Annotated in this window: 21 protein-coding genes and 1 tRNA gene; 16 read left to right on the forward strand and 6 right to left on the reverse strand. The window is 26.4% G+C overall.

Going from position 1 to position 26034, the window contains the following annotated elements; genetic code table 4:
* Positions 1 to 83: 83 nt before the first annotated feature.
* Together ACWXVO_RS01005 and ACWXVO_RS01010 are read right to left on the reverse strand one after the other, a co-directional pair.
* The gene (locus ACWXVO_RS01005) at positions 84 to 1094 is read right to left on the reverse strand and encodes an HxHSH motif-containing lipoprotein (protein ID WP_438340773.1); all 1011 of its coding nucleotides are present in this window, start codon (positions 1092 to 1094) and stop codon (positions 84 to 86) included.
* Positions 1095 to 1097: 3 nt separating this feature from the next.
* On the reverse strand, positions 1098 to 2963 hold the full coding sequence (locus tag ACWXVO_RS01010) for an MAG3240 family lipoprotein (RefSeq protein WP_456002008.1): 1866 nt from the start codon (positions 2961 to 2963) through the stop codon (positions 1098 to 1100).
* 101 nt (positions 2964 to 3064) lie between these two features.
* Here ACWXVO_RS01010 and ACWXVO_RS01015 point away from each other — a divergent pair, with 101 nt between their 5' ends.
* Genes ACWXVO_RS01015 through ACWXVO_RS01030 form a run of 4 tightly spaced genes read left to right on the forward strand, consistent with a single transcriptional unit; the run spans position 3065 to position 7489 of the window.
* The gene (locus ACWXVO_RS01015) at positions 3065 to 4015 is read left to right on the forward strand and encodes a hypothetical protein (RefSeq protein ID WP_444705092.1); all 951 of its coding nucleotides are present in this window, start codon (positions 3065 to 3067) and stop codon (positions 4013 to 4015) included.
* Between the two features lie 22 nt (positions 4016 to 4037).
* Complete coding sequence (locus ACWXVO_RS01020; protein WP_456002011.1) at positions 4038 to 6386, forward strand: OppA family ABC transporter substrate-binding lipoprotein; 2349 nt, start codon at positions 4038 to 4040, stop codon at positions 6384 to 6386.
* A 10-nt stretch (positions 6387 to 6396) separates the two neighbouring features.
* Positions 6397 to 6870: a hypothetical protein gene (locus ACWXVO_RS01025; protein ID WP_444705090.1), complete on the forward strand. Its 474-nt coding sequence runs from the start codon at positions 6397 to 6399 to the stop codon at positions 6868 to 6870.
* A gap of 37 nt (positions 6871 to 6907) precedes the next feature.
* Complete coding sequence (locus tag ACWXVO_RS01030; RefSeq protein ID WP_455994546.1) at positions 6908 to 7489, forward strand: hypothetical protein; 582 nt, start codon at positions 6908 to 6910, stop codon at positions 7487 to 7489.
* A gap of 78 nt (positions 7490 to 7567) precedes the next feature.
* On the opposite strand, the gene ACWXVO_RS01035 is transcribed toward ACWXVO_RS01030, so the two are convergent.
* Both ACWXVO_RS01035 and ACWXVO_RS01040 read right to left on the reverse strand, forming a co-directional pair.
* Positions 7568 to 8620 carry a helix-turn-helix transcriptional regulator gene (locus tag ACWXVO_RS01035; RefSeq protein WP_456002014.1) on the reverse strand — a complete coding sequence of 351 codons (1053 nt, stop codon included), beginning with the start codon at positions 8618 to 8620 and terminating at the stop codon, positions 7568 to 7570.
* A gap of 12 nt (positions 8621 to 8632) precedes the next feature.
* Complete coding sequence (locus tag ACWXVO_RS01040) at positions 8633 to 9037, reverse strand: cytidine deaminase (RefSeq protein ID WP_438340766.1); 405 nt, start codon at positions 9035 to 9037, stop codon at positions 8633 to 8635.
* Between the two features lie 194 nt (positions 9038 to 9231).
* Between ACWXVO_RS01040 and rpsP the strand changes: the two genes are divergently transcribed.
* The 3 genes from rpsP to rplS are packed head-to-tail and all read left to right on the forward strand — an operon-like array spanning position 9232 to position 10512.
* Positions 9232 to 9492, forward strand: a complete 261-nt coding sequence (gene rpsP / locus ACWXVO_RS01045; RefSeq protein ID WP_438340765.1) for a 30S ribosomal protein S16 — start codon at positions 9232 to 9234, stop codon at positions 9490 to 9492.
* Positions 9493 to 9494: 2 nt separating this feature from the next.
* Complete coding sequence (gene trmD / locus ACWXVO_RS01050) at positions 9495 to 10172, forward strand: tRNA (guanosine(37)-N1)-methyltransferase TrmD (RefSeq protein WP_438340764.1); 678 nt, start codon at positions 9495 to 9497, stop codon at positions 10170 to 10172.
* Positions 10162 to 10512 carry a 50S ribosomal protein L19 gene (gene rplS, locus ACWXVO_RS01055; RefSeq protein WP_438340763.1) on the forward strand — a complete coding sequence of 117 codons (351 nt, stop codon included), beginning with the start codon at positions 10162 to 10164 and terminating at the stop codon, positions 10510 to 10512. Before trmD ends, rplS begins: the two co-directional genes overlap by 11 nt.
* A gap of 698 nt (positions 10513 to 11210) precedes the next feature.
* Here rplS and tyrS read toward each other — a convergent pair.
* Positions 11211 to 12443: a tyrosine--tRNA ligase gene (gene tyrS / locus ACWXVO_RS01060; RefSeq protein WP_456002017.1), complete on the reverse strand. Its 1233-nt coding sequence runs from the start codon at positions 12441 to 12443 to the stop codon at positions 11211 to 11213.
* Between the two features lie 272 nt (positions 12444 to 12715).
* Between tyrS and ACWXVO_RS01065 the strand changes: the two genes are divergently transcribed.
* The 9 genes from ACWXVO_RS01065 to ACWXVO_RS01105 all read left to right on the forward strand — a co-directional run bounded on the left by ACWXVO_RS01065 (position 12716) and on the right by ACWXVO_RS01105 (position 25562).
* On the forward strand, positions 12716 to 13594 hold the full coding sequence (locus ACWXVO_RS01065) for a DegV family protein (RefSeq protein ID WP_438340761.1): 879 nt from the start codon (positions 12716 to 12718) through the stop codon (positions 13592 to 13594).
* A 140-nt stretch (positions 13595 to 13734) separates the two neighbouring features.
* On the forward strand, positions 13735 to 16533 hold the full coding sequence (mip, locus tag ACWXVO_RS01070; protein WP_456002020.1) for an Ig-specific serine endopeptidase MIP: 2799 nt from the start codon (positions 13735 to 13737) through the stop codon (positions 16531 to 16533).
* The gene (locus tag ACWXVO_RS01075; RefSeq protein ID WP_456002023.1) at positions 16533 to 18014 is read left to right on the forward strand and encodes an MSC_0624 family F1-like ATPase-associated membrane protein; all 1482 of its coding nucleotides are present in this window, start codon (positions 16533 to 16535) and stop codon (positions 18012 to 18014) included. The genes mip and ACWXVO_RS01075 overlap by 1 nt, the downstream gene beginning before the upstream one ends.
* The gene (locus ACWXVO_RS01080) at positions 18001 to 18510 is read left to right on the forward strand and encodes an MSC_0623 family F1-like ATPase-associated protein (RefSeq protein ID WP_455966326.1); all 510 of its coding nucleotides are present in this window, start codon (positions 18001 to 18003) and stop codon (positions 18508 to 18510) included. Before ACWXVO_RS01075 ends, ACWXVO_RS01080 begins: the two co-directional genes overlap by 14 nt.
* Before the next feature lies 1 nt (position 18511).
* A complete protein-coding gene (locus tag ACWXVO_RS01085; protein WP_455993965.1) occupies positions 18512 to 19420 on the forward strand; it encodes an MSC_0622 family F1-like ATPase gamma subunit in 909 nt (302 codons plus the stop codon).
* Positions 19420 to 19893 (forward strand): MSC_0621 family F1-like ATPase epsilon subunit, encoded by a 474-nt coding sequence (locus ACWXVO_RS01090; protein ID WP_438340756.1) that lies wholly within the window; start codon positions 19420 to 19422, stop codon positions 19891 to 19893. Before ACWXVO_RS01085 ends, ACWXVO_RS01090 begins: the two co-directional genes overlap by 1 nt.
* Positions 19877 to 22006, forward strand: coding sequence for an MSC_0620 family F1-like ATPase-associated subunit (locus ACWXVO_RS01095; RefSeq protein ID WP_456002026.1), 2130 nt, complete (start codon positions 19877 to 19879; stop codon positions 22004 to 22006). Before ACWXVO_RS01090 ends, ACWXVO_RS01095 begins: the two co-directional genes overlap by 17 nt.
* 268 nt (positions 22007 to 22274) lie before the next feature.
* Positions 22275 to 23966 (forward strand): hypothetical protein, encoded by a 1692-nt coding sequence (locus ACWXVO_RS01100; protein ID WP_456002029.1) that lies wholly within the window; start codon positions 22275 to 22277, stop codon positions 23964 to 23966.
* A gap of 774 nt (positions 23967 to 24740) precedes the next feature.
* On the forward strand, positions 24741 to 25562 hold the full coding sequence (locus tag ACWXVO_RS01105; RefSeq protein WP_456002032.1) for a hypothetical protein: 822 nt from the start codon (positions 24741 to 24743) through the stop codon (positions 25560 to 25562).
* Positions 25563 to 25694: 132 nt separating this feature from the next.
* On the opposite strand, the gene ACWXVO_RS01110 is transcribed toward ACWXVO_RS01105, so the two are convergent.
* Positions 25695 to 25770: transfer RNA gene (locus ACWXVO_RS01110), tRNA-Arg, on the reverse strand.
* Between the last annotated feature and the right edge of the window lie 264 nt (positions 25771 to 26034).

Below are 26034 nucleotides of genomic sequence, written 5' to 3' on the forward strand. Positions count from 1 at the left end.
TAAAAATAACCCTCCTTACTGGTTTTTATTTGTCCAGTAAAGAGGGTACATATCACTTAGGCCTATTTTTTTAAAAAATTCAATTAATTAAGATTTAATTTATCAGATATACCTTCCTTTTTAGCAACATCAATCAATATTTTCTTAATACTTTCCATAATTTGTTTAGCTTTGGCTTGATATTCATCATTAATTAGATTATTAGATTTGTTAAAATCCATATTTTCACTAAATAGTTTAATTAAAAAATTATAATCTGATTCATAGTTTTTTTGGCCAATGTTGTCAATAACATTTTCTTTTAAAACTTTAAAATCTTTTTTTAATTCACCTATTATTTTTTGATCCTTTACACTCTTTTTTAACAATAAATGCCATAACCCCATTTCAAAGGTAAGATTAACAATGGCATGTGAATGAGTATGAGAATTTTTGTCACTCTCGATATTTATCTTGTCAAGATCTTCTATTTTCGAAACTTTTTTTTCATTAAATACATTCTTTCTTAAAAAATCTCAGGCATCGATAATGGACTTTTGCAGCTCACCAAGATTAATATCCTTTCCACTCAATCTCTTATCAATAATTTCGATAAATTTAATAAACTGTTGATTATCAAAAACTAAATTAACATCGTTCAAAACGGCATCAACATCTTGAAAAATTAGTTGATATTTATCTAAAAGTTTAGCTAAACTTGTTTTTTGTTTACCTGCTTCTTCTAATCATTTAACAAAAAAATCATTAATTTTTTTTGAATTCTCAGGTTTTCCTTGGTCGATAATTAATGCAGCAACCTTGTTTCTAAAAGCATCTATTCTTCTTATAATTCTAATATATCGCTTACGATAATTTCGATACGTCTGTTTAACTTCTAAAAATAATTTCAAGAGTTCATTATCGTATATTTTTTTTATTTCAAGTGTTGGTTTATTTTCAAGTTTTATCTCAACAATGTTACTCTTATTTTCTATCGATTCATTTAATGATACATTTTCTGAATCATTTGGATATCTTATACATGAGATTGAAATAGCAGGCAATCCAAATAAAGATAATCCCAAAAAACTAGTCAAAATTTTTTTGATCCTCATTAGTTATACCAACCTTTCAAAATTAATAAGTGTAAATATATCATTAGATTTTTGAACATCATAGCCCTTAAAATAATTTCAATAAACAGAAGCCTTTGCTATAACTTTATCATTTTTTGATTTATACTTAAAATCAGACGGATTATTAAATGAAATAAAATTTAATTCAATATATAATTGACCTAATTTATTTTTTTCTGGTTTTAAATTAAGTTCAATTCTCTTTATACCATCTAATGTTTTGCCTTGTTTATTTTCTAGAGCATAAGCTAATAAATAGTTATTAATATATGCTTCAAGCACCTTGACTTGATATGAATTATTATCTAAAAGCGAAACATCAAAATTTTGTCTACTATCGTTATTTCAATAATTAAACAATTTATCCATCTTATTTGATGCTTCATTAAGCCCTTCAATAAACGCTGAATCCTTGTTACTGTTAACAAAATCCGAAAGTTTTATGCCAGCTTTTATCCCATTATTACTTGGTTTAAATGAATAAATATCCTCAGGTAAAATATTTGCGTTATTTTTATTTTTAGTAATCAACCCCTTTAATCTGTGTCCATGATCATCAAAGTTAGAACTTAACCAGGAATATTTCTTTTTTGTGCCATCTTTCTTAGTAACCTGAACAATTGCTCTAAAAACCTGATTAGTGTCAAAATAATCAGTAAATTCAAAATCAACTATTTTATATTCAAGATCTTCTTTTTTTCTATATTCTGGAATCTTTATTACAAAGATCTCATCTTTTAGATTTCAAAATAAATTCATCAAACCTTTGGCATTTCAATAATCTTTTGAACCTGATGACTTTATGAAGTGATTAATATTATCAATAATTGTTAGATATCTCTTTCCATCCATGAATAAAAGGGGATTTTCGACGTAATCAGTAAATAATGGATATTCTTCTTTTATTCCTTTAGTTCCGACCCCAAATTTTCCATTTGTGGCATAATTTCTGAAGCCATTTAAATAATACTTTTTATTCTTATTTTTAGATTTTATTAATTCTTGACCGTTTCAATCCTTAATACTACTTACCTCAAAGGAAATATAATCTGTAGCTCCAGAGTATGAATGTTTTATTTCGCTATTGCTTCAATCAATATCGATTGATGCCACATCAACGTTAAACTTATTTAAATAAAGTTTTAATAGTTTTACAAATGTTGATCTCATCTCATTATGTTCATTTGACAAAAAAGATTTTGCTTGTATATATTGAGGTTGAATTCAATTTGAAAACAATACCCTATGTTTTTTAGCATTAATAAGATATTTACGATTCATTATAGAATAATTCAAATCAATATCTTGGTTCAATCTAAAAATTACTGTCTGTATGTCCTCAAAATAGGGGTCCCTATTTCTATTAAAATCTTTCCCAAATATCAATGATAAAGTTGTAAATCATTCGTCATTAAAAGAACCTGCTGAGTCAACATCATCAAACGAATATTCATTCAAAAAGCTATTAATATCACTCTTTTCATCTGAATCGAATATACGAATATTATTATTACCAGTAGTAAACTGCTTTCAATTATTTCTATATGGAAAATCCGGTTTATATTCAACCCATTCATTTTTATTAAGTAGGTACATTTTTTTGTTTTCTATCTTTACTGCATCAAAATTATGGCGGCCATTCTTATCGAATCAATAAAATATATGTTCATCTTTTTCTATTGAGGCTATTTGGCTAAGAGTTAATCTATTCAAAAATACTCTCGATACCTTATCAATATCTAAATATACTTCTTTTTTAATATTTTGACTACAACTTAAAACTGCAAAAGGAATTGCCACAATAGGAGAAATTAATAACAAATTTAATAGCTTTTTTCTTATTTTCATAATACAAATTTTATCACTTTTTTTTATATTATAGTTATAAAAATATTGTATAATTATTACAAAATTACGAATTAATAAACATTGTGAAAGGAGGTAAATATATGATAATAAATAACGTGGGAACTGCATTTGAAAACAATATAGAATTAACCATATTCATAAATATACTAGTTTATATCCCGATATTAATGATTTTACCACTCATATTATTAGGTCTCCTTTCGTTTATAAAGCCATCTGAAAAAGCAAAAAAAGGTAATGCAATTATTTATATGTACGCTTTTTCAACTGGAATGTTTTTAATGATTGGAGCATTCGGTTTTTTGCGAGAAGGATATAAAATTGCTATCGATTTTACACATGATGGCCCAAATAAGTTTGGTTCAGAAATAAACAGGACACTAGTAACTGTCGGTATTCTCGGGATAAGTGCATTAATAGGCTTTAGTGTTGTTATTGCAGGAAGGTATTTATTTATTAGAAAATCTAAAATAGATCCTCATAAAAGTCATGAAGAACATAACCACTCAGATCACCTAATTTCATTTAAAGATATTGATAACCCCAAAGCAGCTTGATTAGCAATTGTTATGTTATTAAGTCACAGAATAATTGATGGTTTTTTTATTGGATATTCAATATTTAAAATAATATTTACTCAAAATACTTTTTCAAGTTCACTTACTCTACTAATAACATTTACCATCCACATCCTTATTGAAGTCACAATCATATACTTCCGTCAAATTCAATATGGAGAAAAAAAAGGAAAGGCAGTTTTATATAATTTCATAACTTTTTTACTTATAATCCCCTTCATTTTTTTAGGAGCATTTACTGGGCGATTCATAAACGATGATTTAAAATGAATACAATCCTCATTATTGATTTTTGGAGGCGCAATTATCATATTTACCGCTATCTTTGAACTAGTCCCTGAATTTATTCATATAAGAAACAAAGATACTAAAACTTTATATCGAACATTAATAATTTTTGCTGCTTCTATTGTCACAACAATAATGCTTTTAAGTTTTCATAGTCATGTTTAAACAAACTAAGGGAGGAAATAAAATGAACAAAAAAATGATTTTATTAACACCGTTAATCAGTTTAATGCCCATTATTACAATATCATGTGTAAAAAATAATTTCAACACCAATAAATATCGTTTCATTGAAAAAAATAATTATGGTAATGATTATGCTAGCTTTAGCTACCTTGATGATAACTATACTAGTAAAAATATTCACAAAATTAACCTAGCAACAGCAGCAAAACTAATACGAATAAAATCAAGCCAACAGCCCTTAATTGATTTTAGAGACAATATTGTTTTAGCTCCCTCAGAACTTCATTATAAATTAGAATGGGCCAACAAAATTAATATCACAACACCAATAGGCACTAATGAATATAGCAATGATAATACTGATATTGTAGATTATGAAAATGAATCAAACAAACCAGAAAATGGTATTTTTAAGCCTAAAAAGGATAAGGGTAATGGTTTTAACTCACCCTTCCTATTTGTTCCTTCGAGCGATATCAAATCAATAAATAACCCAAACTTTGCTAAAGATTTGAATAACACAAATAAAGTTATAATAGAAATTAAAAATAGAGACAATGTTTGGATTAATTACCTAGGCAATATTATAAATACCAATAACCATATTAACCACAAATCATTTAAACTGGGGTTATTATCAAAATTGTTACGAAACAAAGAATATCGCCACTCTTTTGCTGCAAAGCATAAGATTGATCTTTCAAAATATAACAATAAAAAACTACAAAAAAATGATGGTTTCGATTTATATAACTACCTAATTCAAAATGATATTGATGTTGATGCACTACTTAATTTTGATAATAATAAAATTACTATTAAAACAAGGGACGGATCATTTAAAAATCTAAAACAAATATTTGATAATATCCTTATTATTCAAAATTATCTAGATGCAATTCCTTATGAAATAATAGAATCAAGTTACAAAGATCCCTTAAAAAATCTTGATTGATTTTTTAATTATGGTGAAACCTACCAAAACAGATTTTATGCAAGTAATTATTTTATTTCGCATATGAATGCCAATGAAACTACCTTAAAAATAAATAAAAACTATCAAAAAAATGAAGATGATAATCTTAAAGAAATAATCATTCAATACAACTCGTTGCCCTTATCGCAATCTACGTTTTCACTCCAATCATTAAATGCTTTTAAGCAAAATATTATTTCAAAAATAGAATATGAAGACCTTAATTTAGATGAAAAAAACTATATTCTTGAAAACTATAAGAAATATAATTTTTCATATCAAAAAAATTATAATAGATATTCAATTAACAACAATATTATCATCAACCAAAATCCTGATATAAAAACGAAATATATGAATAAAAACTTTATGAAACTATATTATGGATTAAAAGATAATAACTCACTAGAACTTAGCAAAAATAATTTGACATTTCAATCATTATTTAACAACCTAATAAACCAGTATGGCCTAATTGAGGATGACAAAAATCTATGATTAAGTCAAGCACCAGAAAATCTTGATATTTTAGCTTCTAATGAAGCTATTGGAATAAGTGAACTAAAGGATGCATATAATCAAATATCGAAGCCTATTATTTTTGGAGCGAATAATAAAAAATTAAGTGATACATTCCAATACCAAAATAAAAATAGACTAAATGATCCATTAATTGTTTTTGTTGAAGACAAGATTAAATCAAATTGATTTAAATTTATTGAAACTAACCTAAGAAATATAATTGATAATTTTTATAAAACATCTAATTCAAATGAAAATATTTATGTAAATATTCCTATAATGATCACCAAGGATAATCAATTTATTAACAAAAGGATACTGCTGATTAAAAAGATTTTTAATTCTATCGACCGCCGGCTAAACATAGATATAACTAAAATTGATAACTTTGAAAAATATCAAGAATTTTTTGAGAGAAATAAATCAATATACAAAAAATCTACATTTAAACTATTCCAGGGAACAACACCAGAATATTTATACAAACAATTAACAAATTTTGAAAATAATTTAAATAAATTAATTGACCTTATATCTAAAAATAAGAAAGATTATTTAACTAGTTTTGAACAGATTATTTCATTGCATAATTTTTTAGTGAATAATAATATAAATCTCAAAAATAGTTTGAGCAAAACACAAGAAACATTATTTATCACTTATCTAAGTAATTTAGAAGTAGAAAACCAATTAAAACTTATTAATGAAATTAATAATCTAATTAGTTATTCAATAAATCTTATAAATCAAATTAACATCAATAGCTTTTCTAAAATTATTTATCAAAATAACATCATTAAACCACTTGGTTGAAATAACTTAAATTATTTACAAGATATAAAAATTAAATAAGGAGAAAAAAATGATTAAAAATAAGAAGAAAATATTCTTATCAATAATTGCTACTAGTTCTATCCTCGCACTGCCAATTGTTACATTGTCATGTAATTTTGATAAAAAAAATCCAAATAAACCAAAAGTACAATTATTAACCGACTCACAAATCCAAGAAATAAAAGACAAATTTGAATTCACATTAAAACCCGAGGGCAAAAAATTAAATGAAGAAGGAAAATTATATGCCTTATGAGATAAGTTTACAAAATCAAAATATAATACTAAAATAAATACTTTTCAAATCATTAATTGAGATGCTGAATTTAAAAAAAACTTTTCATTTAAATATCATAAATTAAATGGTTTAGGTTCAGCACATATATATGAATTCAAACTGGCATTTGATGGACAAACACCAATAATTAAATACACTATAAAATGTGTCGATAGAAATTATCAAGAAGAAGCTAATGGAATAGTCAAATTGCAAACTGATTAATTTAAAACATTAAAAAATGGAGTGGTATAATATAGATATGAAAAAGATAAAAAAATTTCTAATATTTAGTTCATTTAGTGGAATCGTATTTCCGCTAATAGCTGTTTCGTGTGGAGGACCGACAAATAGCCAAAACAATCAGCTTTTGCCTGACAAAAGTCAAAATAATGCAACAGGCAAAATAAACCCTTTAAAACGTCCTAAAGCAAAGCTTCTAACGACTTCACAATTAGGCGAAATAAAAAACTCATTTTCATATACCCTAACAAATGAAGGTAAAAAGTTACCTCGTGAAGAATTAATGAAAATATTGCAAAAAATTAGAGCTGATTCCTATCCAATTGATAGGGGAATTACATCAAAAGCTGCTAATGACCCTTCAAGAACGTTCGAAAATGTTAAAGCAAATGAAAATTTTAAAAAATATTTATCTTTTACATCAACATTAGGAAACTTAAAATATCTTTCTGGTCATGTTATAGAAATGGAATTTGTGCTTGAAGGTCTTGAAAAGAAGCAACCTGCTATCAGATATTCTGTAAAATGCCTAGATATAATTGTTAATGGGAAAATGAACACTGAGGCCACTGAGTATATTTATTTGGATTTAGACAATTAAATAAAAATAGGATCTATTAAGTCAGATCCTATTTTTATTTCTTAATTATTTCATTTAATGAATATTTCACAAGAAATATTAACTAAAAGAAACTTTTTCGTATTTATAAAAAACTTTCTTAGTTATATCGCAAACCTCACCCTTGCGATCATCATGTTGCACTGCACTACACTTGTCAAAAGCCAATAGAGCATCATCAATACCCTCATATTTAAAATTATATTCAGACTTAATTTTATGATATGCCTCAATATAAATATCATCAATTTCATTTTCGCTTTTATTAACAAAAAAACAATGTGTTAATTCATGCAAAATATAGTTAAAAATAAATGCTTCACAATTGAAAATATCCGAAACAAATATAAGTCTTCTAGCTCCTTTTTGAAAAGTAATGGCCGCAATATCGCTATTCTCGATAAAAGGCATTGTAATCAAAATAATTCCTTTAGTCAATAAATAATTTTGTATTTCATCAATTTTATTTTTAAAGTTTAAATTTTTAGCGCATATTAATTTAACAACTCTTTTATACACAACTTCAAAATTATTTTTTCTAAAAACACCAATTTTTTTAGTACTAATTGTTTCCAAAACTGATAACTCACAAAATCTAATTCAAACCTTACTATTAGGGTTGGCATAAATACTTTCATCTGCTAGTGCATTTTCACGCAAATATTGGGTATAATTATCTAAATTAGCAACGCCATAAAACCTATTCATAATCATCAATTTTTTGCTAATAGGCATATCCTTTGTTAATTTAATATTACTTACCAGTGGCAAACTTGGATTCTTAATGATAAAGTCCTCTCCATATTGCACCAAAAGTTTTTCAGCATCTTGTAGATTAGATTTTTCCTTATTAGCATATATTGAATAAACCTCAGATAGCGTACCTAATTCCAAATTAAAAACATTTTCCAAGCCTTCAATAATCGCAATACTTAAATTAACATTCGTTTTGCTATTAATAATTATGTAGACATATTGAGCACTAAGCCCCAAACGTTGTGCCAATTCTTTTTGTGATATTGAAAATTTTTCTAAATAATAAGAAATTTCTTCTCCAAAATTATTTCCATGCAAATCAAGATGTTTTAAATCGCAAACATGTTCAGTTTCCATAAAATCCCCATTTTATTTTGCAGCGTGGATAATGTCTTCATTTTTTACTGCGCTAGGTATTAATTGATTCATCGAAAATTGTCTTTCCTCAGTTAGATCAGTAGAATGCAATACTACCTTGGAATCTTTATCTAAAAATTGAGACATTACTTGTAGACAGGCACCGCATGGGAATAATATTTTATTCAAATTGCTAATTATATGTATTTCCTTAAATGTCCCCACTTCTGCGCCATATGCTACCGAACCAAAAAGTGCAGATCTTTCAGCGCAAAGCCCACTAGGATACGCAGCATTTTCACAATTGACTCCATAATATTCGTTGCCCAACTTATCAATAGCTAAAGCTGCCACTTTAACCTTTGAATATGGTGCAAATGAATAGTTTAATTTTTCTTTTAATAATTCTTTGTTCATAATAATAATTATACTATTTATAGTTTTTAAAACTATAAAACTAAATAATACAAATCATCTTTGCTTATATCAAATATAAAAATCAAATTAAAGTGTTAAGCATTTTTACTTAACATTTATTTTTTTATGTTAAAATTTTTTTATTAAAATTTAAATATACTAAAAATATATAAAAACTTCAAGGAGGAATACTTATGGTTAAATTAAGACTAAAAAGAACCGGAAAAAAATTCCATGCTACATATAAAGTTGTTGCTTCTGATGCTAGAGCACCACGTGATGGAAAATTTATTGATGAATTAGGATACTATGATCCTCATACAAAAAATTTATATCTAAATGAAGAATTAACAACTGTATACTTAAACAACGGAGCAAAGCCTACTGAGACAGTTAGAACTCTTTTAAAGAAGAACGATTTCTACAAAAAATACATCGAATCAAAAAACAAATAGTTATGAAAATAAACATTCTCACAATATTCCCAGAACATTTTGAAGCATTTAAAACCTATAGTGTTATAGGCAAAGCAATACGTCTTGGGCACCTAGAATTAAATATTATTGATTTTAGAAAATTTTCAAAAGAAAAAAGAAATAAGGTTGATGATTCTATATACGGCGGGGGTGATGGAATGCTTCTACAAGTCGAGCCTATCGATCTCGCTCTTGAAACACTACCCAATAGTTATAAAATCCTAATTAGTCCACAAGGACAAAAATTCAACCAAATGAAAGCACACGAACTTGCTAAGCATAATGAAATAACACTCGTGTGTGGCCATTATGAAGGTTTTGATGAACGCGTTTTAAATTTTGTGGATGAAGAATTATCAATTGGAGATTATATTCTAACAGGTGGAGAAACTGCAGCTATGGTTGTTTGTGAAGCTGTTGCTAGATTAGTTCCCGGAGTTTTGCGCAAGGGGAGCCATCAAAATGAAAGTTTTGAAAACGAAGGGCTACTTGACTATCCCCAATACACTAGACCAGCAGAATATAAAGGACTAAAAGTTCCTGAAATATTACTTTCTGGTAATCATAAACTAATAAAAGAATGACGTGAGAAACATGCTTATTTAAAAACACTAAAAAATCGTAAAGATATTATCGAAAGGATAAAAAATGAGAAGTAGCTTATTAGAACTTGTAGAAAAAGACCAAATTAGAACAGATCTTCCCGAAATAAGAGAAGGGTACATAGTTAGAGTTCACGTTAGAATTAAAGAAGGCGATAAAGAAAGAATTCAAGTATTTGAAGGGCTAGTTATTGCTGCATATGGTGAAGGTATCAATAAATCTATCACTGTTAGAAAAGATTCATATGGTATTGGCGTTGAACGTGTATTTAAAATTAACTCTCCTTTAATTTCTGCTATTCAAGTAACTAGAAAAAATAAGGTTAGAAGAGCTAAACTTTACTACATGAGAGGTCTTAAAGGAAAAAGCGCAAGATTGAAAGAAATTAAAAAATAGTTATTCTTGTATCTTAAAAAAGCATGTTTCACCTAACATGCTTTTTTATAACAAAAATAATTTTTTCAGCAATCACCCTTAAAATAATTAATCTTGCTGTCTTAGTAAATTAATTGCAAAACATCGTATCTACAGTTTTTCAATAGCTAAAATAATTTTATTAATATCAATATTTTCAAAACAAGGAGCTTTATTACCAAAAGTATTAAAAAAATAGCAATTTAAAATAAGTATCAATACTTCTATTTTGCTTCTAAGGATTGCTATTTAACTTGTGCAATACATATTCTTAATCTAAAAATTATTACAAAAGCAATTACTAAATTTTTGCTAGGCATTCTATTTTTTGCAAACCTTAATATAAGTTTGGAAAATTATTGCCTCGCATACATCAGTTGTCTTCATATTTAAATTATCCAAAAAAATTATTCACAGCTAAAATCAGCATATACTCTTGGCTTTGTTAACAACAAAAAATTAAGGTTCGAGATTTCTTTGTATTTTTCAAAATTATCTAGTCTTTTATCTCCAAAATATCTTATGTTATAATCATCCTCTATTTTATTTCTGCAAAATCTTTAATAGTAATTTCCATCTTTTGCAAATATCAATTGTACTTTTGCTATTCTGCCTAAAACAAATCAAATAAATTAAATTTTATTTTATTAATTAAATTTAAGGGTAGAATATTTTTTCTTCTAATTTGCATTTATTAAAATAAAAAACTCTTTTTTTCCTTTTTTAAGGACTGCATACTTATTATCATATCTATCAAAATTAATTACGATATTTTCATTTTCAACAATCTCGTTATCAAGCATAAAGGATTTTTTAGCTATAAATTCTCGAGTTTCCCTATTTGAAGAAGTGATTTTATTTTCCTTTATAAAATCAATAAATTTAGTACCGTGTTTAACACTAAAAGTTTTAAGGGATTCTTTAATTATTTCAATATCGCTAATTAATAATTCCTCTTTACTATTTGCAAATAAAATTTCACTTATTTTTTTTGCCTGATTTGCATATTGTATTCCATGAATATCCTTAACCACTTCAAATGCTAAAATTCTTTGCGCTACTCTTTTAAATTTAGCTTGCTCATGCTCTCTCATAATATTTTGAATTTCATCTAATTTAAGAAAAGTTAATGTCTTTAAATATTCATCCACTTTGGAATCTGATTGATTTAATAAAAATTGGTATAGAGAATAAGGAGTTGTCATATTTTTATCTAACCACAAGGAGCCGCCGCCAGTTGACTTACCAAATTTATTTCCATTTTCATCAGTTAATAAATTAATTGTTAAAGCAATCGCACAAGCAGCTTCTCCATAAATTTTTCTAATAAACTCAAGACCAGTTGTAATATTACCCCATTGATCTGAACCACCAGCCTGAATCTTCACATCATACTTTTCGAACATGTTCTTAAAGTCTCAACCTTGAATAAGCTGATAACTAAATTCAGTAAATGTTAATCCATTATCCAATCGAGTTGCAATACTTTCTTTTTCTAATAAATAATTTACATTTATCATTTTTCCTATTTGTGAAAGAAAATCAAATAACGTCATATCTTTATAAAATTCGATATTATCAATCACTGATAAACCAAAATTTTCTAGTTGTTTTTTTATTGATTCCTTATTGCTGATAAGGGTTTTTTGATCAAGGAAGCTTCTTTCACTCTTTCTAAAACTTGGATCACCAATCATCCCAGTAATCCCCCCTAGAATTGCATAAGCCTTATATCCTTGTTTCTTAAATCTTAATAAGGTAGCAATTTGCAAATAATTTCCTAAATGAAGACTTTTGGCGGTGGGGTCAAAACCAATATAAATTCCTGAATCATGAGAAATTTGAGAAAACTTTTCTTCGTTAGAAATATTATTTAGTATTTTTCTGTTTTTAAGCTCTTCTAAAAAATTCATAATGTAAATAACTCCTTAAGTTAAGACCAACTAGTTTGGTTATGATTATTTTAAAACTCTATTGTTTAATATTTTTAAAATTATAGCTAACTTTTAATTTTTAAAACTTTTTATACTAATTAAAAAACGAAAAAGTACTAATGGCAAACATAAATATAAATATAAAAAATTTAATAAATCAACTTATTTTGTGGGTTTTTATAATTTTTTTTTAAATTATTTATATATAATACTAAATTATTTTGCTACAACCATTTTTTTAGGAGGAATGTATGAAAATAAAAATTATTGTTGATTCTTCATCTGGATTAACGGAAAAGCAGGCTAATGAGCTTGGTTGAGGATTTATACCATTGCAATGCGAAATAGACGGTAAAACATATCAAATCGGAAGAGACATTGTTGTTGATGATTATGCTAAAATGTGAAGAGAAAATAAAAAAATTAATGCCACCACTGCAGCTTCTTCGCCAGCGATTAATGATATCGAGATAAACAAATACTTAAATGAGTATGATTTAATTTTAGTTTATCCTATCTCTAAATTTTTATCATCACAAACATCATTTCTTAAAACACAATTTCAAGATAACAACAAAGTATATATTGTTGAATCAAAAAGAATTTCCTTCTTGATTCTAAAAGATTTATTTAAATTTGAATCTCAAATTAATTCAGGTGTTTCTTTTAAAGATGCTATAAAACATTTTGAAATAAATAATGAAAGATTAATCTTAATTCCACAATTTAACGACGCTCTTGTCAAAGGTGGAAGGCTTTCAAAAGGTGCTGCTGCAATAGCTAAATTATTAAAAATAGTTCCACTAATCGCTTTTGACAATGGTGTATTAGAAAAGGATTCAATTGGGCGCGTATTTACTAAATCACTTGAAAAAACTGTTACAGATATGTGAAATAAAAACAAAGACACTCCTGATGGAAAAGTGCTTTTTGTTCTTCATTCAGATAATGAAATGATTGAGGAGCTTTTGACAAAATTTAAAAACATCATAAATGATCAGATTCCAATTTATACATACAAGTTACCAGCCGATGTTTCTATTCATACAGGAATTGGGGCCGTAGCAGTTTCAATAGTTTCTATAGATAATGAAACCCAAAAAAAATTCGACTCATTACTAAAAAAATAATTAGGTTTAAACAACGAGTAAAAAACTCGTTTTTTAAATAAAAGTAGTATATAATTCCTAATAATTGAATACAAGTTTAATTTATAAATTAAAACCTTAAACTATAAATTATAAAAATATAGCATTTGAAAGGAAAGATTATGAATACAAAGAAAAAACGCACTTTGCTAAATATTTTAATAGCATCATCGGTATTAAGTTTTCTGCCTACTCTAGGCTTAATTTCATGTGAAAATGAGCAAGATAAAGAAAAGCGTTTAGTTAAGGAAGCCCTTACTAAATTAGAAGGTTTATTAAAAAATGTTGAAAATGAAAATAAAACAAATTTCAAAAGCAAGGCCTATATCGAATCAAAAAATGAAATTAAAAAAATTAATGAATTGCTTGAAGATAATAACATTAGTAACATTGAACTAAAAAAAGCAAAAACTAAATTATCTCAACTAAACAATCAAATTTCTAGTGAACTAGAAAATATTCGCAAAATTAACGAAGAAAACGATGGTAAACCAAAAATTGATAGCACTCTTAAATATTCTGATGAACAATTTTTAGCTGATTTTAATAGATTAACTAGTTCCCAAGATATTGAGACTAATTTTGTTTTATCTTTTAAAAATCTCTTCCCTTATCATGAAAAAAAGCAAATCTTTCCTAGTCAACTTCAAAAACAATATGCATCACTGCTTATAAAAGCCAAAGATGATTCGATAAACAAAAAAATTGAATTTAGTGTCTTTAATATTGATTTGGCAGATAAGGCCAACACCACTGGCGAAGCTGAAATTAGACTTGTATTTAGAAACAAAGCAACTAACACGCAAAAAAATTACAAATTTAAACTATCAGGTTTAAACAAAAATAATTTCAACGTTGATAGTGAAGGTAATAGACCTAATGGAAGAGTTTCTGATGAAAAAATTGAAGAAAGTGAAATTCAAAAATATCAAAAATTAAGTCAATATGATCGTTATAAAAAAGATAACAATGAATATGTAGAAAGACTGAAAGATAATTATGAGAAAAACGGTATTAATAATTTAAAAGATTTCAGAGCTTTCCTAAATATAAGCGATGCAAAGAAAAAAGAATTTGATCAAAAAGCGCAAGAATTAAAATTAGATACCTATGAAAATTCCGCCTACAAAGGTTTCAGTGTCCCTACATACAAACAAGATGGCACATTAGATGGATTGGAATTAAATGGTGTTGAGGTTGGTAAGCAACCTAGTTTAATTGATTCATTAGGAAAACCAGATATCTTTAAAACCATCGGTGTCGCAAGAACAATCATTAACGAACAGTATCTAAAAATAGCTAAACAAACATTTTCAATTTCAATAAGTAATTACAAAACTTATGAAAAAGAAATTTCTGAATCTAATGATTTAATTAAATTCTGAAAAGATGAAAAAAATGAAGAAACCTTCAAGAAAAAAATTCAAGAAAAAATTGCTCAGCTAAAAGAAGATAAAAAACAAGTTGAAGCAGATTGAGATAAAAAAATAAAAGAAAATACTGATGAACATCTTGTGGAAAGTCTTAACAAACAAAAAACACAAAGTCTTAAAGAATATGATGATAGAATAACTCATTTCGAAAAACATACAAGACCGGCAGAAATTAAGGAATTAGAGCAAAAAATTAATGAATACAAAAAACGTGCTGAATCAAAGAAGGAAAATAATGTTGAATCTGGTACTATGTGAATTCTAGACTTTCAACCAGATAGCACAGGAAAATATCCAACTAAATGATATTTTGGAACAAATGCCCACGTTGCAAGGGCTATAACTAAGGATTTAAGCGGATTCTCATTAACAAGAATTAATAAAGACATTCATAGCGGAGCAAAACTAAGAATATCGGATATGGATGACAATATCACAACTTTTGGAACTCAAAATAAAGATGCAATTAGAACCATTTTTAATGCAACTGACTACCTAAGCACTCATCCAACTGATTTTTTATCAGAACGTCAAAAGAAAATTTATGAAGGTGTTGAAGAATTTGCTGATTTTGCTGTTATTGAAATTGACTTTGAAAAAATTAAAGATTTTTCAGCATCCTCTAATTCAGCAACCTTAACTGAAGCTTTAAAGGCTAAAAAAGATTTCAATCTAGCTAAAGAAGTTACAAATGATTATGCCAATGATAAAAAATCTCATATCAAATTTAGAAGCAAATCATATCTTGCGGATTATCAAGCAATAGATTATCCGTTAAGTGGAAAGATTCCACCTAGTCTTGATCATTTATTTGCCGTTGGATGGCCAAGCGCCCGTGAAGATTTCTATTTAAAAGCATACATCGATGATGATCAAAGAGAAAGAGCAAAGTTTGGTTATTCATTTAGTTTATGATTTAATGCTAATTATGACTTTTATGATGCAAAATTAACCAATTCTGAAAACGGGCCATCTTCATTCCCTAGTGATGTGCTAAATAGAGGAAATTATTTATCATATCAAATTGGTTATCGTTCATTCGCTGACAAACCTGGGGTTCTAGATTCTTTTATTAGTGCGCCAATCAATGGTGATAAATTATTTGAATATGAAAATAAGAAATATATCAGCATGAGCCTTAACTATCTACCAAGAAGATGAGCACCAGCTGGCGGATCATCTGGTTCATCAATTAGAAACCAAAATAATGAATTAGTCGCTATTCACCATACAACCAATCAATTTGCAAGAACTGGGCTTGCTCTTGCGTTTAGATCAGAAGGTTTTAATTATCAAGGTTTATTCGGAAAATATAATCTTCCAGAATATGACTTAATTTATGGTGGTGGCAAGGATCAAACAAAATCATATAGACAAGCTCTAAAAAATCTTTATCCAAATCTACAAAAAACCAACCTATTTACAAACGGATTAGGTGATGAGAATATTCCAGAGCAATTTAAATTCAAGAAAGGAACCACAAGATAATGCAAAATTCCACAGTCAAAGAAAATCGCATATATGATGACTTTGAGTCATTATTCAATAATAAGCGAAAAAATCTGTTAGTATCAATCTTGAAAATTACTATCATTTCCTTGTTTATTTTTTTATCAGGATTAATTTTATTTTTTGCCCCTATAACAATTTTTTCAACAAAACTTTTCGCCCCTTTTACAAATACCCCTGAATACTTCCTAAACTTTTCAAGTTTATCATTGGAACGTATTAATTACCTCGCTATATTCAGAATTTCACTATTAATTAGTATCTTTTTATACACAATTAGCAAAAACTTTTCTAATATCTTCACCCATAAAGAATCGGCTAAAAAATATATACCTTGATTTGTCATATATTCAACCCTATCAATTATTTCTGTAATATTGTTATTTACGATGTTTAATGAAAAAACACTAAGTTACTACTATTTATCATTCTTATCAGTTATATTATTAATTGTCGATGTTGCCTATGCAATTTATACATACAAATTAAAGAAAAAAACAAATCCTTTATTTTATAAAAACAAAAAAACTCTTATTATTTCAATTATTTCTCGATCAATTTTAGTCATAGGATTTATGGCTACGATATCAGCATGAATATTCACCATCGAAAAAGATGAGCAAAAATTTGATTTTCTAGATAATAACCCTGTACATCAATTCTTTATAAGTTTATTTTCACAAAAAAGTGGAATTAATCTATTTTACTTAATTCTAATTTTTGTCACATTAGGAGTGCTAATATTTGGAATTAATATCGAAAGAATTTTATGAACCGCATCAAAGCAACAAAAAAATAATGAATCTAGAGAAAGACTACTTCTTTATATTGGTTTTGCCTTTACTACTGTAATTTGATTTATTCGTGCACTATTTTATAAAACAAGTTCAAATGTCATTGATGCTGAAAAACCATCAAGAAATTATATTTATCTTATTGGCTTAATATTTATTGTCCTATTTTTTATTAGTTATGTCCTAGTAAGTTTTCTAAAACCACTAAAAATTAAAGGGGTTTTATTAAATACAATTTTTACCGGCTTTATTTTTACACTAATTTGAATAATAACCGCAATTGTAAGTTTAAAAAATCAAGAAATTATTGTCACAAATATTACTCTTTTATTTTCTTCAATATTCAGCATTTTAATATTAATGCTTTATAAATACAAAACTTCAAATGAACCTATATATGTTTCAATAATATTGAAGAGTTTGGTTTTATTAGTAATATTTACCCTAATAATTAATGGTTTAAATGCATTACTACTTTCAAATAATAACCAATCATTCTATAATATTCCTTCAAAACTTTCGCTGGACCAAATTTTTGTAATCACTACTTTAAGTTTTGCTGTTTTATTTAACATATCAACTGTTATAAATCTAATTTGAACTCTAACAGTAATTACAAAGAAAAATAATGTCATAAACCAAGGAGTTTCAAATGAAGTTAAGTAGGAAAGAGCAAAATATTTTAAAAGCCGTACAAAATGATTTAGAAGTATTTAATTATGATTTCATGCAACTAAAGAAACAACCTAACTTTATCTCCTTCGATAAATTAATGTCAACAATTCAATTAAAAGCTCAAACAAAATCAAAGGATATGGATGTTAAAAAATTGTTTAATTATCTAAAACAGGCTCAAAATAAAAAATATGAAATTATTTTGGATGAATTTGTTTTATCTTATAAATTGGATGAAAGATTGAATAATTACTACCTAGTACCATTTATAAAGCAATTTCCATCAACAAATATTGAATCAATTAATCTAAGAACTGAAACTAACCTATTTAAATCAAAAATAGCGCTTTACTTCAATGAAGAGATAAAGCAATTATTAAATAAGAATTTCTTTGTTGAAATTATTGAAAATATTATTGTTAAAACAGATAATGAATCTAATTTATTAAACATATTTTACAACGAAAAAAGTATTATAGGATGATAGTATGCATTTAAAAAAATGAGAAGAAAAATTACAAAACCTTGAAGGAATATTGACAAAGGTAAATAATTCCAAAAATATTCTTTTGATTGAGATAATGAAGCTTACGAGAAAGCTAAAATTCAATATTTCTAATGCATTGCTAAATATCAACTTAATCAATGCTATTAAGGAAAAATACACAATAAAAAATAAGTTAATTAATGATTCTGAAAATAATAATAAAACTATTCAAAAATTACGTAATATATTTAAAAAACGATCAGTACTTTGGATTTATTTGACCGAGAACCAAAAATACTCAACAGATTCATATAGTAGATATGAAAAAAAGCTACTTACAAATGTAAATCCTAAACACGATGATTTTATAACAATTGGCCAAAGAGCTAGTGAATTTTGTAATCAAAACAAGTTTAACGTAATAAAATCCTTTAGTGAAGAAGAAAAACAGGCTACCAATCTTGCTTGAAGAGTTAGTCAATTAGTTAAGACCTTATATATAGATAATAACTATTCAAAAGTTAATTTTGTTCTTAATACCAATAAAAATTATAACGGGCACTTTACAGTTCTTCCTATCGATGAATTCAACATTAATAAACTAGTAAATGAAGTTGATAAACAAAATTCAGTTGGTGATATTTCTGGTTACAAAATTTATCCCGGTATTGAGGATTTTGTTGAAAATGAAATAAACATCATTTTAGAAAATGCTATATATTCATTGTTAATTGAGTCATTTTTCTACAATGCCAAAAATGACCTTGTTACAACCAATAAAATTATTAATCAAATTGAAGAAGATATTGCAAAGGTTAAGAAAAAAATAATCCGTACTAAACGCGAAAAGGAAATTGAAGAAATTGTTTTATTAACAAAAGCAAACGAAGGTTTTGGGGGTATTAAATAATGATTAATAATAATTCATTTAAAATTAATATTCACTTCATTGGTAATAAACATCTATCAATCAGAAATGCCATATTATTTATCAATATTGATGAAGAGGATGAGTGGGGTCTTGCTAATTCAAATTCAATGATGGCATTTGAAAACACAGTTATTAAAATTAGAGACCTTGATCAAGAAAAAGAATTATTTTTATTTTTAATTAACGCAAATATAATCATCAAAGAAAACGAAATTAACATTAATTCATTTAGTAAGTTAGAATTATACAAACAAAACAATAAGATAAAATTTGATAATTTGCAAATCAAAGAAATAACAACTAAAATTAATTACTATGAATCATTGCAAAAAATTGGACTAAGTCTTGACCAATTTCTTGAAGAAAAACATTTAAAGCAAAGGCTATATATGCTAAAAATGGAGCAAAAACTAAAATTAGTCAAGGAGGAAAATTATGAAATTAAAAAATAAGTTATTCTCTTTAAGTTTAATCAGTGTGATCCCGCTTCCCTCGTTAGCTCTTATTTCTGCCTACAATCGTCAAGATGAAACAAAAGAACTCAAACAAGATGCGCCTCAAAAACCTGCCGATCCAAACAAGCAAAAACCAAAAGCTCCAGAAAAACCTAGCCTAGCTCTCGACTTTGATACCTTTGCCAAATTTACAAAAGATAATGTGGAAAAAAATGTTGAAAAAATAATTGACTTTACCATTAAATATCTTGATAATGAAAAAGGAAAATTGTTGAAAGATTTAGACAAGGATTTTAAACCTAATTTAGAAAAACTTATCTACATCCAAGTCCTACAACAGTATCTTGAAAAAAACAAAGATACATTAAAAACTAAGCATATGAATAACCTTGGTTTCACAATTGTTTTTCCATATGTAATGTCAACTAATAAAAATTACATTCCATCTGTAATTGAATACGAAGGGCAAAAATTTGATAACATAAAGGTCGGAAAAACTAAAGAAACTAACTATGAAGAACAAATTAAGCCAAATGGAAAAATTACAAAAGATAAAGAACAACTTAATACAATTACCAAACAAAGACTTGATAAATTAATAAAGGATTACTTTGGTGCGTTGCAAAAGCAACTTCCAAACATGCTTTTTGACAAGGTAGACATTCCTAAAATAGGAGAACAAATTAATATTAAATTCGGCACCTTCAAAGAAAAAGAAAATACAATTAATGGTTTTAGTTTTACTCAGCCCAAAGACTTTGCATCATGAGAAGATTACATTGTTTCGAAATTGCATAAGAAATTTGTTAAATTTGATCTTGATCAGAATAAAAAATTCATTCTTGATGAACAAAAAAATAAAAAAGAAGATGAACCAATAAGAAAACCGCCAATAATTCCTGGGGATAAACAACAAAAAGAAATTGATACCCAAGAGCAAATTCAAGCTCTTCCTTCGCTAATACCTAATGTTTCTTCAATTTACACATCTAAAACAGCAAACAATCTAAAAACGTTTTTTGATAGTTCAAAAACAGAAGAAAAAGAAAAGATATTCTTTTTTGATAATGCCATTAACACTAGATTTAAATATAGCGTAATTAATCTAAAAAGTGAAGGTGGAAATTCATTATCAGCAACAGTGAGAATTAGTGATAGAGTAGATCCTAAAAAGAGTCGTGATTATGTAATTAAAATAAATATTGATACTTCTCCGGAACAAGAATCACTTAATTACGCATATGAAGAAATAATTAAAGAAAATAAACAACTATTTAGCAAAATATTTACCGCTTTGGGAATTGATGACAAAATAAACTATAATGATTTAAGAAATGATACGCTACGTAGCGTTTTATATAATATGGTTGGTACAGGGGTTTTAATCACTAATAAAGAATCGTATGTAAATGCTGCTAACGATATAATCACAAAAGCTGCTGAAAATCTCTTAAAAAACGAAAATAACAAATCTGTTATCGAAGCCGACATTAAAAACTCAAATTATCTATTATTAACTAGTTTATTTTCTTCAACAATCAATGGTGTAGATTATTTTAGTAGTCTTGCTAACTCTCTTAAAGCTGTTTTAATACAATTTGAAGAAATAATTAAGATAAATAAAGACATTATTAAGAAAAACTTTGCTCAAAATGGATTTGATTTAAATTTAATAAATCAATATTATGACCTTATAAATAAACAAATATCTCGTTTAATTTCTTCAACTGGTTCAAGAACTATTAATATTTTTAGCTGATATGATAATTACACTAAGCAAGTCAAAAACATTATTGAAAGATTTGATATTCTTGCTGCTTTAATCGATAATAAAAAGCCAGATAAAAAAGAGGACAAAGAAAAATTTACAAATTCATATCTAAAAGCAGAAATTCAAATTAAAGATAATAATCTAGAAGGAAAAAAAGCTTTAAACCAAGCTGGTTATGCAATATTTGCAATTAGTGCATTATTAACAATAATTGCAATTACCTTTATTGCTATAAAAAGCAAAAAACTCGGTACTATAAAATTAAAAAAACTTTCAATTTCAGTAATCAGCATAATCTTGTTTGTTCTTGTTCTTTCTATTGTAATGTCAATAATCTAATTCAAAATAGAGTTTTTAATAAGAAATTGTTACGCAATTATTAAAACTCTATTTTTTTTTTTTTTTTTAAAAAAAAAAAGCAAAATTAACTAGGCCAAAGTTTCAAAAGGCTAGTAAATTTCGCATTTCAATAGCAAAATAAGTTCAAATTTGATGTCCAATTTATAACCCTGCCCAATGTTCATAACCCGAAATTCAAAAAAAAAAAAAAAACATTATTATATTAGTAAAAAAAATTAAATACCAAAACATAAGAAAAGGTTTAAATATGACTGAAAACAAACATGAAATTAAAACAAAAAAGAAAAAAACACCTAGAGTTTTACTAGGAGCAGAACTAGCAATAGCAGCAACATTAGCAACTGGTGCCATAATAACAGCATACCTAGTTAGCAATAACCAAAATAAGTTAGAAATAAACAAACAAAAAATAACTAGTAACTCAGCTTCATTTATACTAAAAAACTATAAAAATTATGAAAACACCGAATTTACAGCAAGAATCTTTCCCGAAAATAATCCAAAAGCTTTTCTTGAAAAGAAATACATTATAAACAAAAATAATGAAACTATTTCTTGGGGCGAGAAAAGAAACGAAGCTCCTTTAGAATCTAGCACTGATTATGAATTTCAAATAATTTTTAAAAATAAACCTATTTTAAGTCATAAATTCAAGACATTAAACAATATAACTGAACTTAATAAGAAAGCAATAGAACAAGAAAAAACAAATAAACTATTAAAAGAAGCGCAAAAAATTAAAGAAGATTTAGAAAGAAAACTCTTAGATTCACTTACAAAAAACCAGGAATTAAAAAAACAGAATGAAAATCTAAAAAAAGATAAAGACTCACCCAAAACAAATCCTTCTATTGATTCAAAAAAACTAAGTGCAATAATCAAAGAACTTCAAATGGCAATTATTGAATTAAAGCAAGCTGACCATAACCAAAAAAATGCAACACAAAAATCATATGAGGCTAACCAAAATTTAGTCCAAAAACAAAACGAAATTTCTTTAATAAACAAAGAGCTTGAAGAAACAAAAAATAAAAAAGAACTAATAAATAACCAAAAACAAAATGCTGATAAAAATCTAGAAAGAATTAACAACATAATTAGCCAAAAAGAATCTGAAATTCAGGCACAAACTGATGTTAGAAATCAACTAGAAGCACAAAAAAATGACAATCAAGAGAAAATCAATAAACTACAAGAAAAGATCAAACAAATCGATCATCTTTTAACACAAAAACAAAGTGAAATTTCAACTAAAAACAATGAATTAATAGAGGCAAATAAAGAACTAGCGCAAGCTCAGGAAACGCAAAAAATAACAAAGCAAGGCCTAGAAAACACAAACAGACAAATAAAAGAACTAGAAACTAAAAAAGAAGAGGCTGATACAAACCTTTTAAATATCAACAATAATTTACAAGAGGAATCAATCAAAATTTTGCAATTAGCAAATGATTTACAAAGTGCGATTGATGCATTAAAAAAGGCAAATGAGTCTCAAAAGAGTGCAATAGAAAAAGCAAAACAAGCTAAGCAAAAACTTTCACAGAATCAAAATGATATTGCTCTAAAAAATAAAGAATTACAACAGCAAAATAACCTAAAGATTTCACTGCAAAAAGAAAAAACAAAGCTAGAACAAGAACTACAAAAATATACAGAAGAAATAAAGAAAAAAACCGCCGCCAAAACAACCAAATCGCAAGAAAAAAGCGAAGCTTCAATTGCATTAGATACAAGTAAGCAAAAAGTCACAGAAACTGAAAATAAATTAGATGAAACTAACAACTCAATTAAAGATAAATCAGTTGCTCTATCTAAGAAAGAAAAAGAATTAGAAATAGAAGAAACTAATTTATCAAATCTTCAATTACTAAAACACCACAGTGAGCAAGTGTTGCGGGAAAAGCAAGATGAGTTAAAAAAATCAATAATATTTTAAATGAAGCTATGCAAAAATATAATGAAGCTTTAGAACAATACAAAATCGAGCAGCAAACATTAGACTCCTTTAAAAATGAATATAAAAAAATAAAAATGAAATTATTAAAAAAATACAAGATAGTTTTGAATCCCTTGAAGATGGTAATGATTTTGTTGAGCAACGCAATACTAAAAAAAATGAATTATTACAAGAAATATTTGAAGAATCTTCTCGGGATAAATTTGATGGTAATGTAGATTTTAATCAAATAAATAATATTATTGATCTAAAAAAAGTAATTAATAAATTTTCAAATCTTAGACATCTTGTTAGAATAAGATTAGAAGAAATTTTAGAAATAATAAACCGCGATATAAATGATGAAAAAAAACTTATCAATAATGATCTAAATGATATAAAATCAGCGTTAAGTAAATTATATGAAGTTGAAAAAAATATAATAAAATCGAAAATAATTTAGAAGAAAAAACAAAAATACTTGCCGAAAAAACTAAAGAAAAAGATAATGTTCAACAAGAATACAACAATGCTGAACGTGAAAAAAATAACGCAACGCGTGAACTTGAGCAAACAAAATCTTCTATTCAAGCAAAAAATAACGAGATAGATAGGATAAAAAGAGAGTTAAATGCTGCGAAGCAAGAACTTCAGGATGCTAATGTTACAAAACAATCAAATATAGCAGAATTACAAGAAGCTAAAAAAGAATATGAAAGTAATATAAAAAACTTAAATGCAAAAACAATAGGTGAACAAAACTCCATTAATGCATTGCGGAATGTAGAAACAAATAAAAGTTTAATAAATCAGAAAATAAATGAAGTTATAGCAAAAATAAGTCAAATAGATATAGAAATTGATAAAACCAACCAATCATTAACACCACTAAATATTTCAAACCAAGCATTGCAAACAGCAAATAACGAGGCCGAAAGTAAATTAAATCAAGCCAATCAAGATGTAACACAAAAAACTAGTGATCTTGAATTAGCTAATACTAAATTAAAAGAAGCGAACGCGAAAATTAAGGAAATTAAAACAAATAAAAGCAAAATAACATTGACTAAACAAAAAAATAATGCCGATTTAAAAGAAGCTTTGAAAAATAAAAATAATCTTGAAACTCAACTTCAAACTGCAATACAAACAATAGACAAAAAACAAAAAGAACTAAACAATAAGAACCAAGCATTAGAATTTGCAAAATTAGAGCAACAAAAAACTCAAAATAATAAAGAGAATACAATATCATTTTTAGATATTGCACAACAAAATCTAGATAACACAATTGAGCAATTAAAAAATAAAGATAACGAGTTGCAAAAAACCAAACAACAACTTAGCGAATCTCAAAGTGTCTTAAAGGAAACAACACAAGATATAAGTGAACAAGAAGAAAAACTAGAAACTATAAATAAAGATATCACAAACCTAAACCAAACTTTAGTAAGTAAAACAAAGGAAAAAGAAGAAGCAAATTTAGCAAATACAAATGCTAAAAAAGAATTAGAAAAAACAAGTCAAGAATTAGTTGAAAAATCAAAGAAACTTGAACAACTAATCAATAAACCACAAACCCATACTAATAACTAAAAAATAAAAATATCAGAAAAAAACATCAGACTCAAATTTAAATAAAAAGATTTGGGTCTTTTCTTGTTTTGTATTAAAAACAATTAAATTAAGTTTTATTAATAATTTAATATAAAAAAAGAATAAAAAAAATGGCGATCGTAGCAGGATTCGAACCTGCGACCACATGCTTAGAAGGCACGTACTCTATCCCCTGAGCTACACGACCGTTGCATATAATATTTTAGCACTAAAATAAATTTAAGAACGCTTTTTATAAAATTTATTTTTGCATTAATTATCACAATACATATAAAATGAATTTTGATATCAAAATATGAGCTTTTTATATAGGCTATTATCCTATAATAAAAGATGCAAAATTTTGATAAAATTGTAGTTAAACAATTAAATAAAATCATAAATCTATCTTAATTTAAGTTGAGTTTGTATTTTTAAATCATAAAATTGGGAAAATAAATATTTAATTTCA

The sequence above is a fragment of the Mycoplasma sp. 1890 genome, assembly GCF_053851615.1.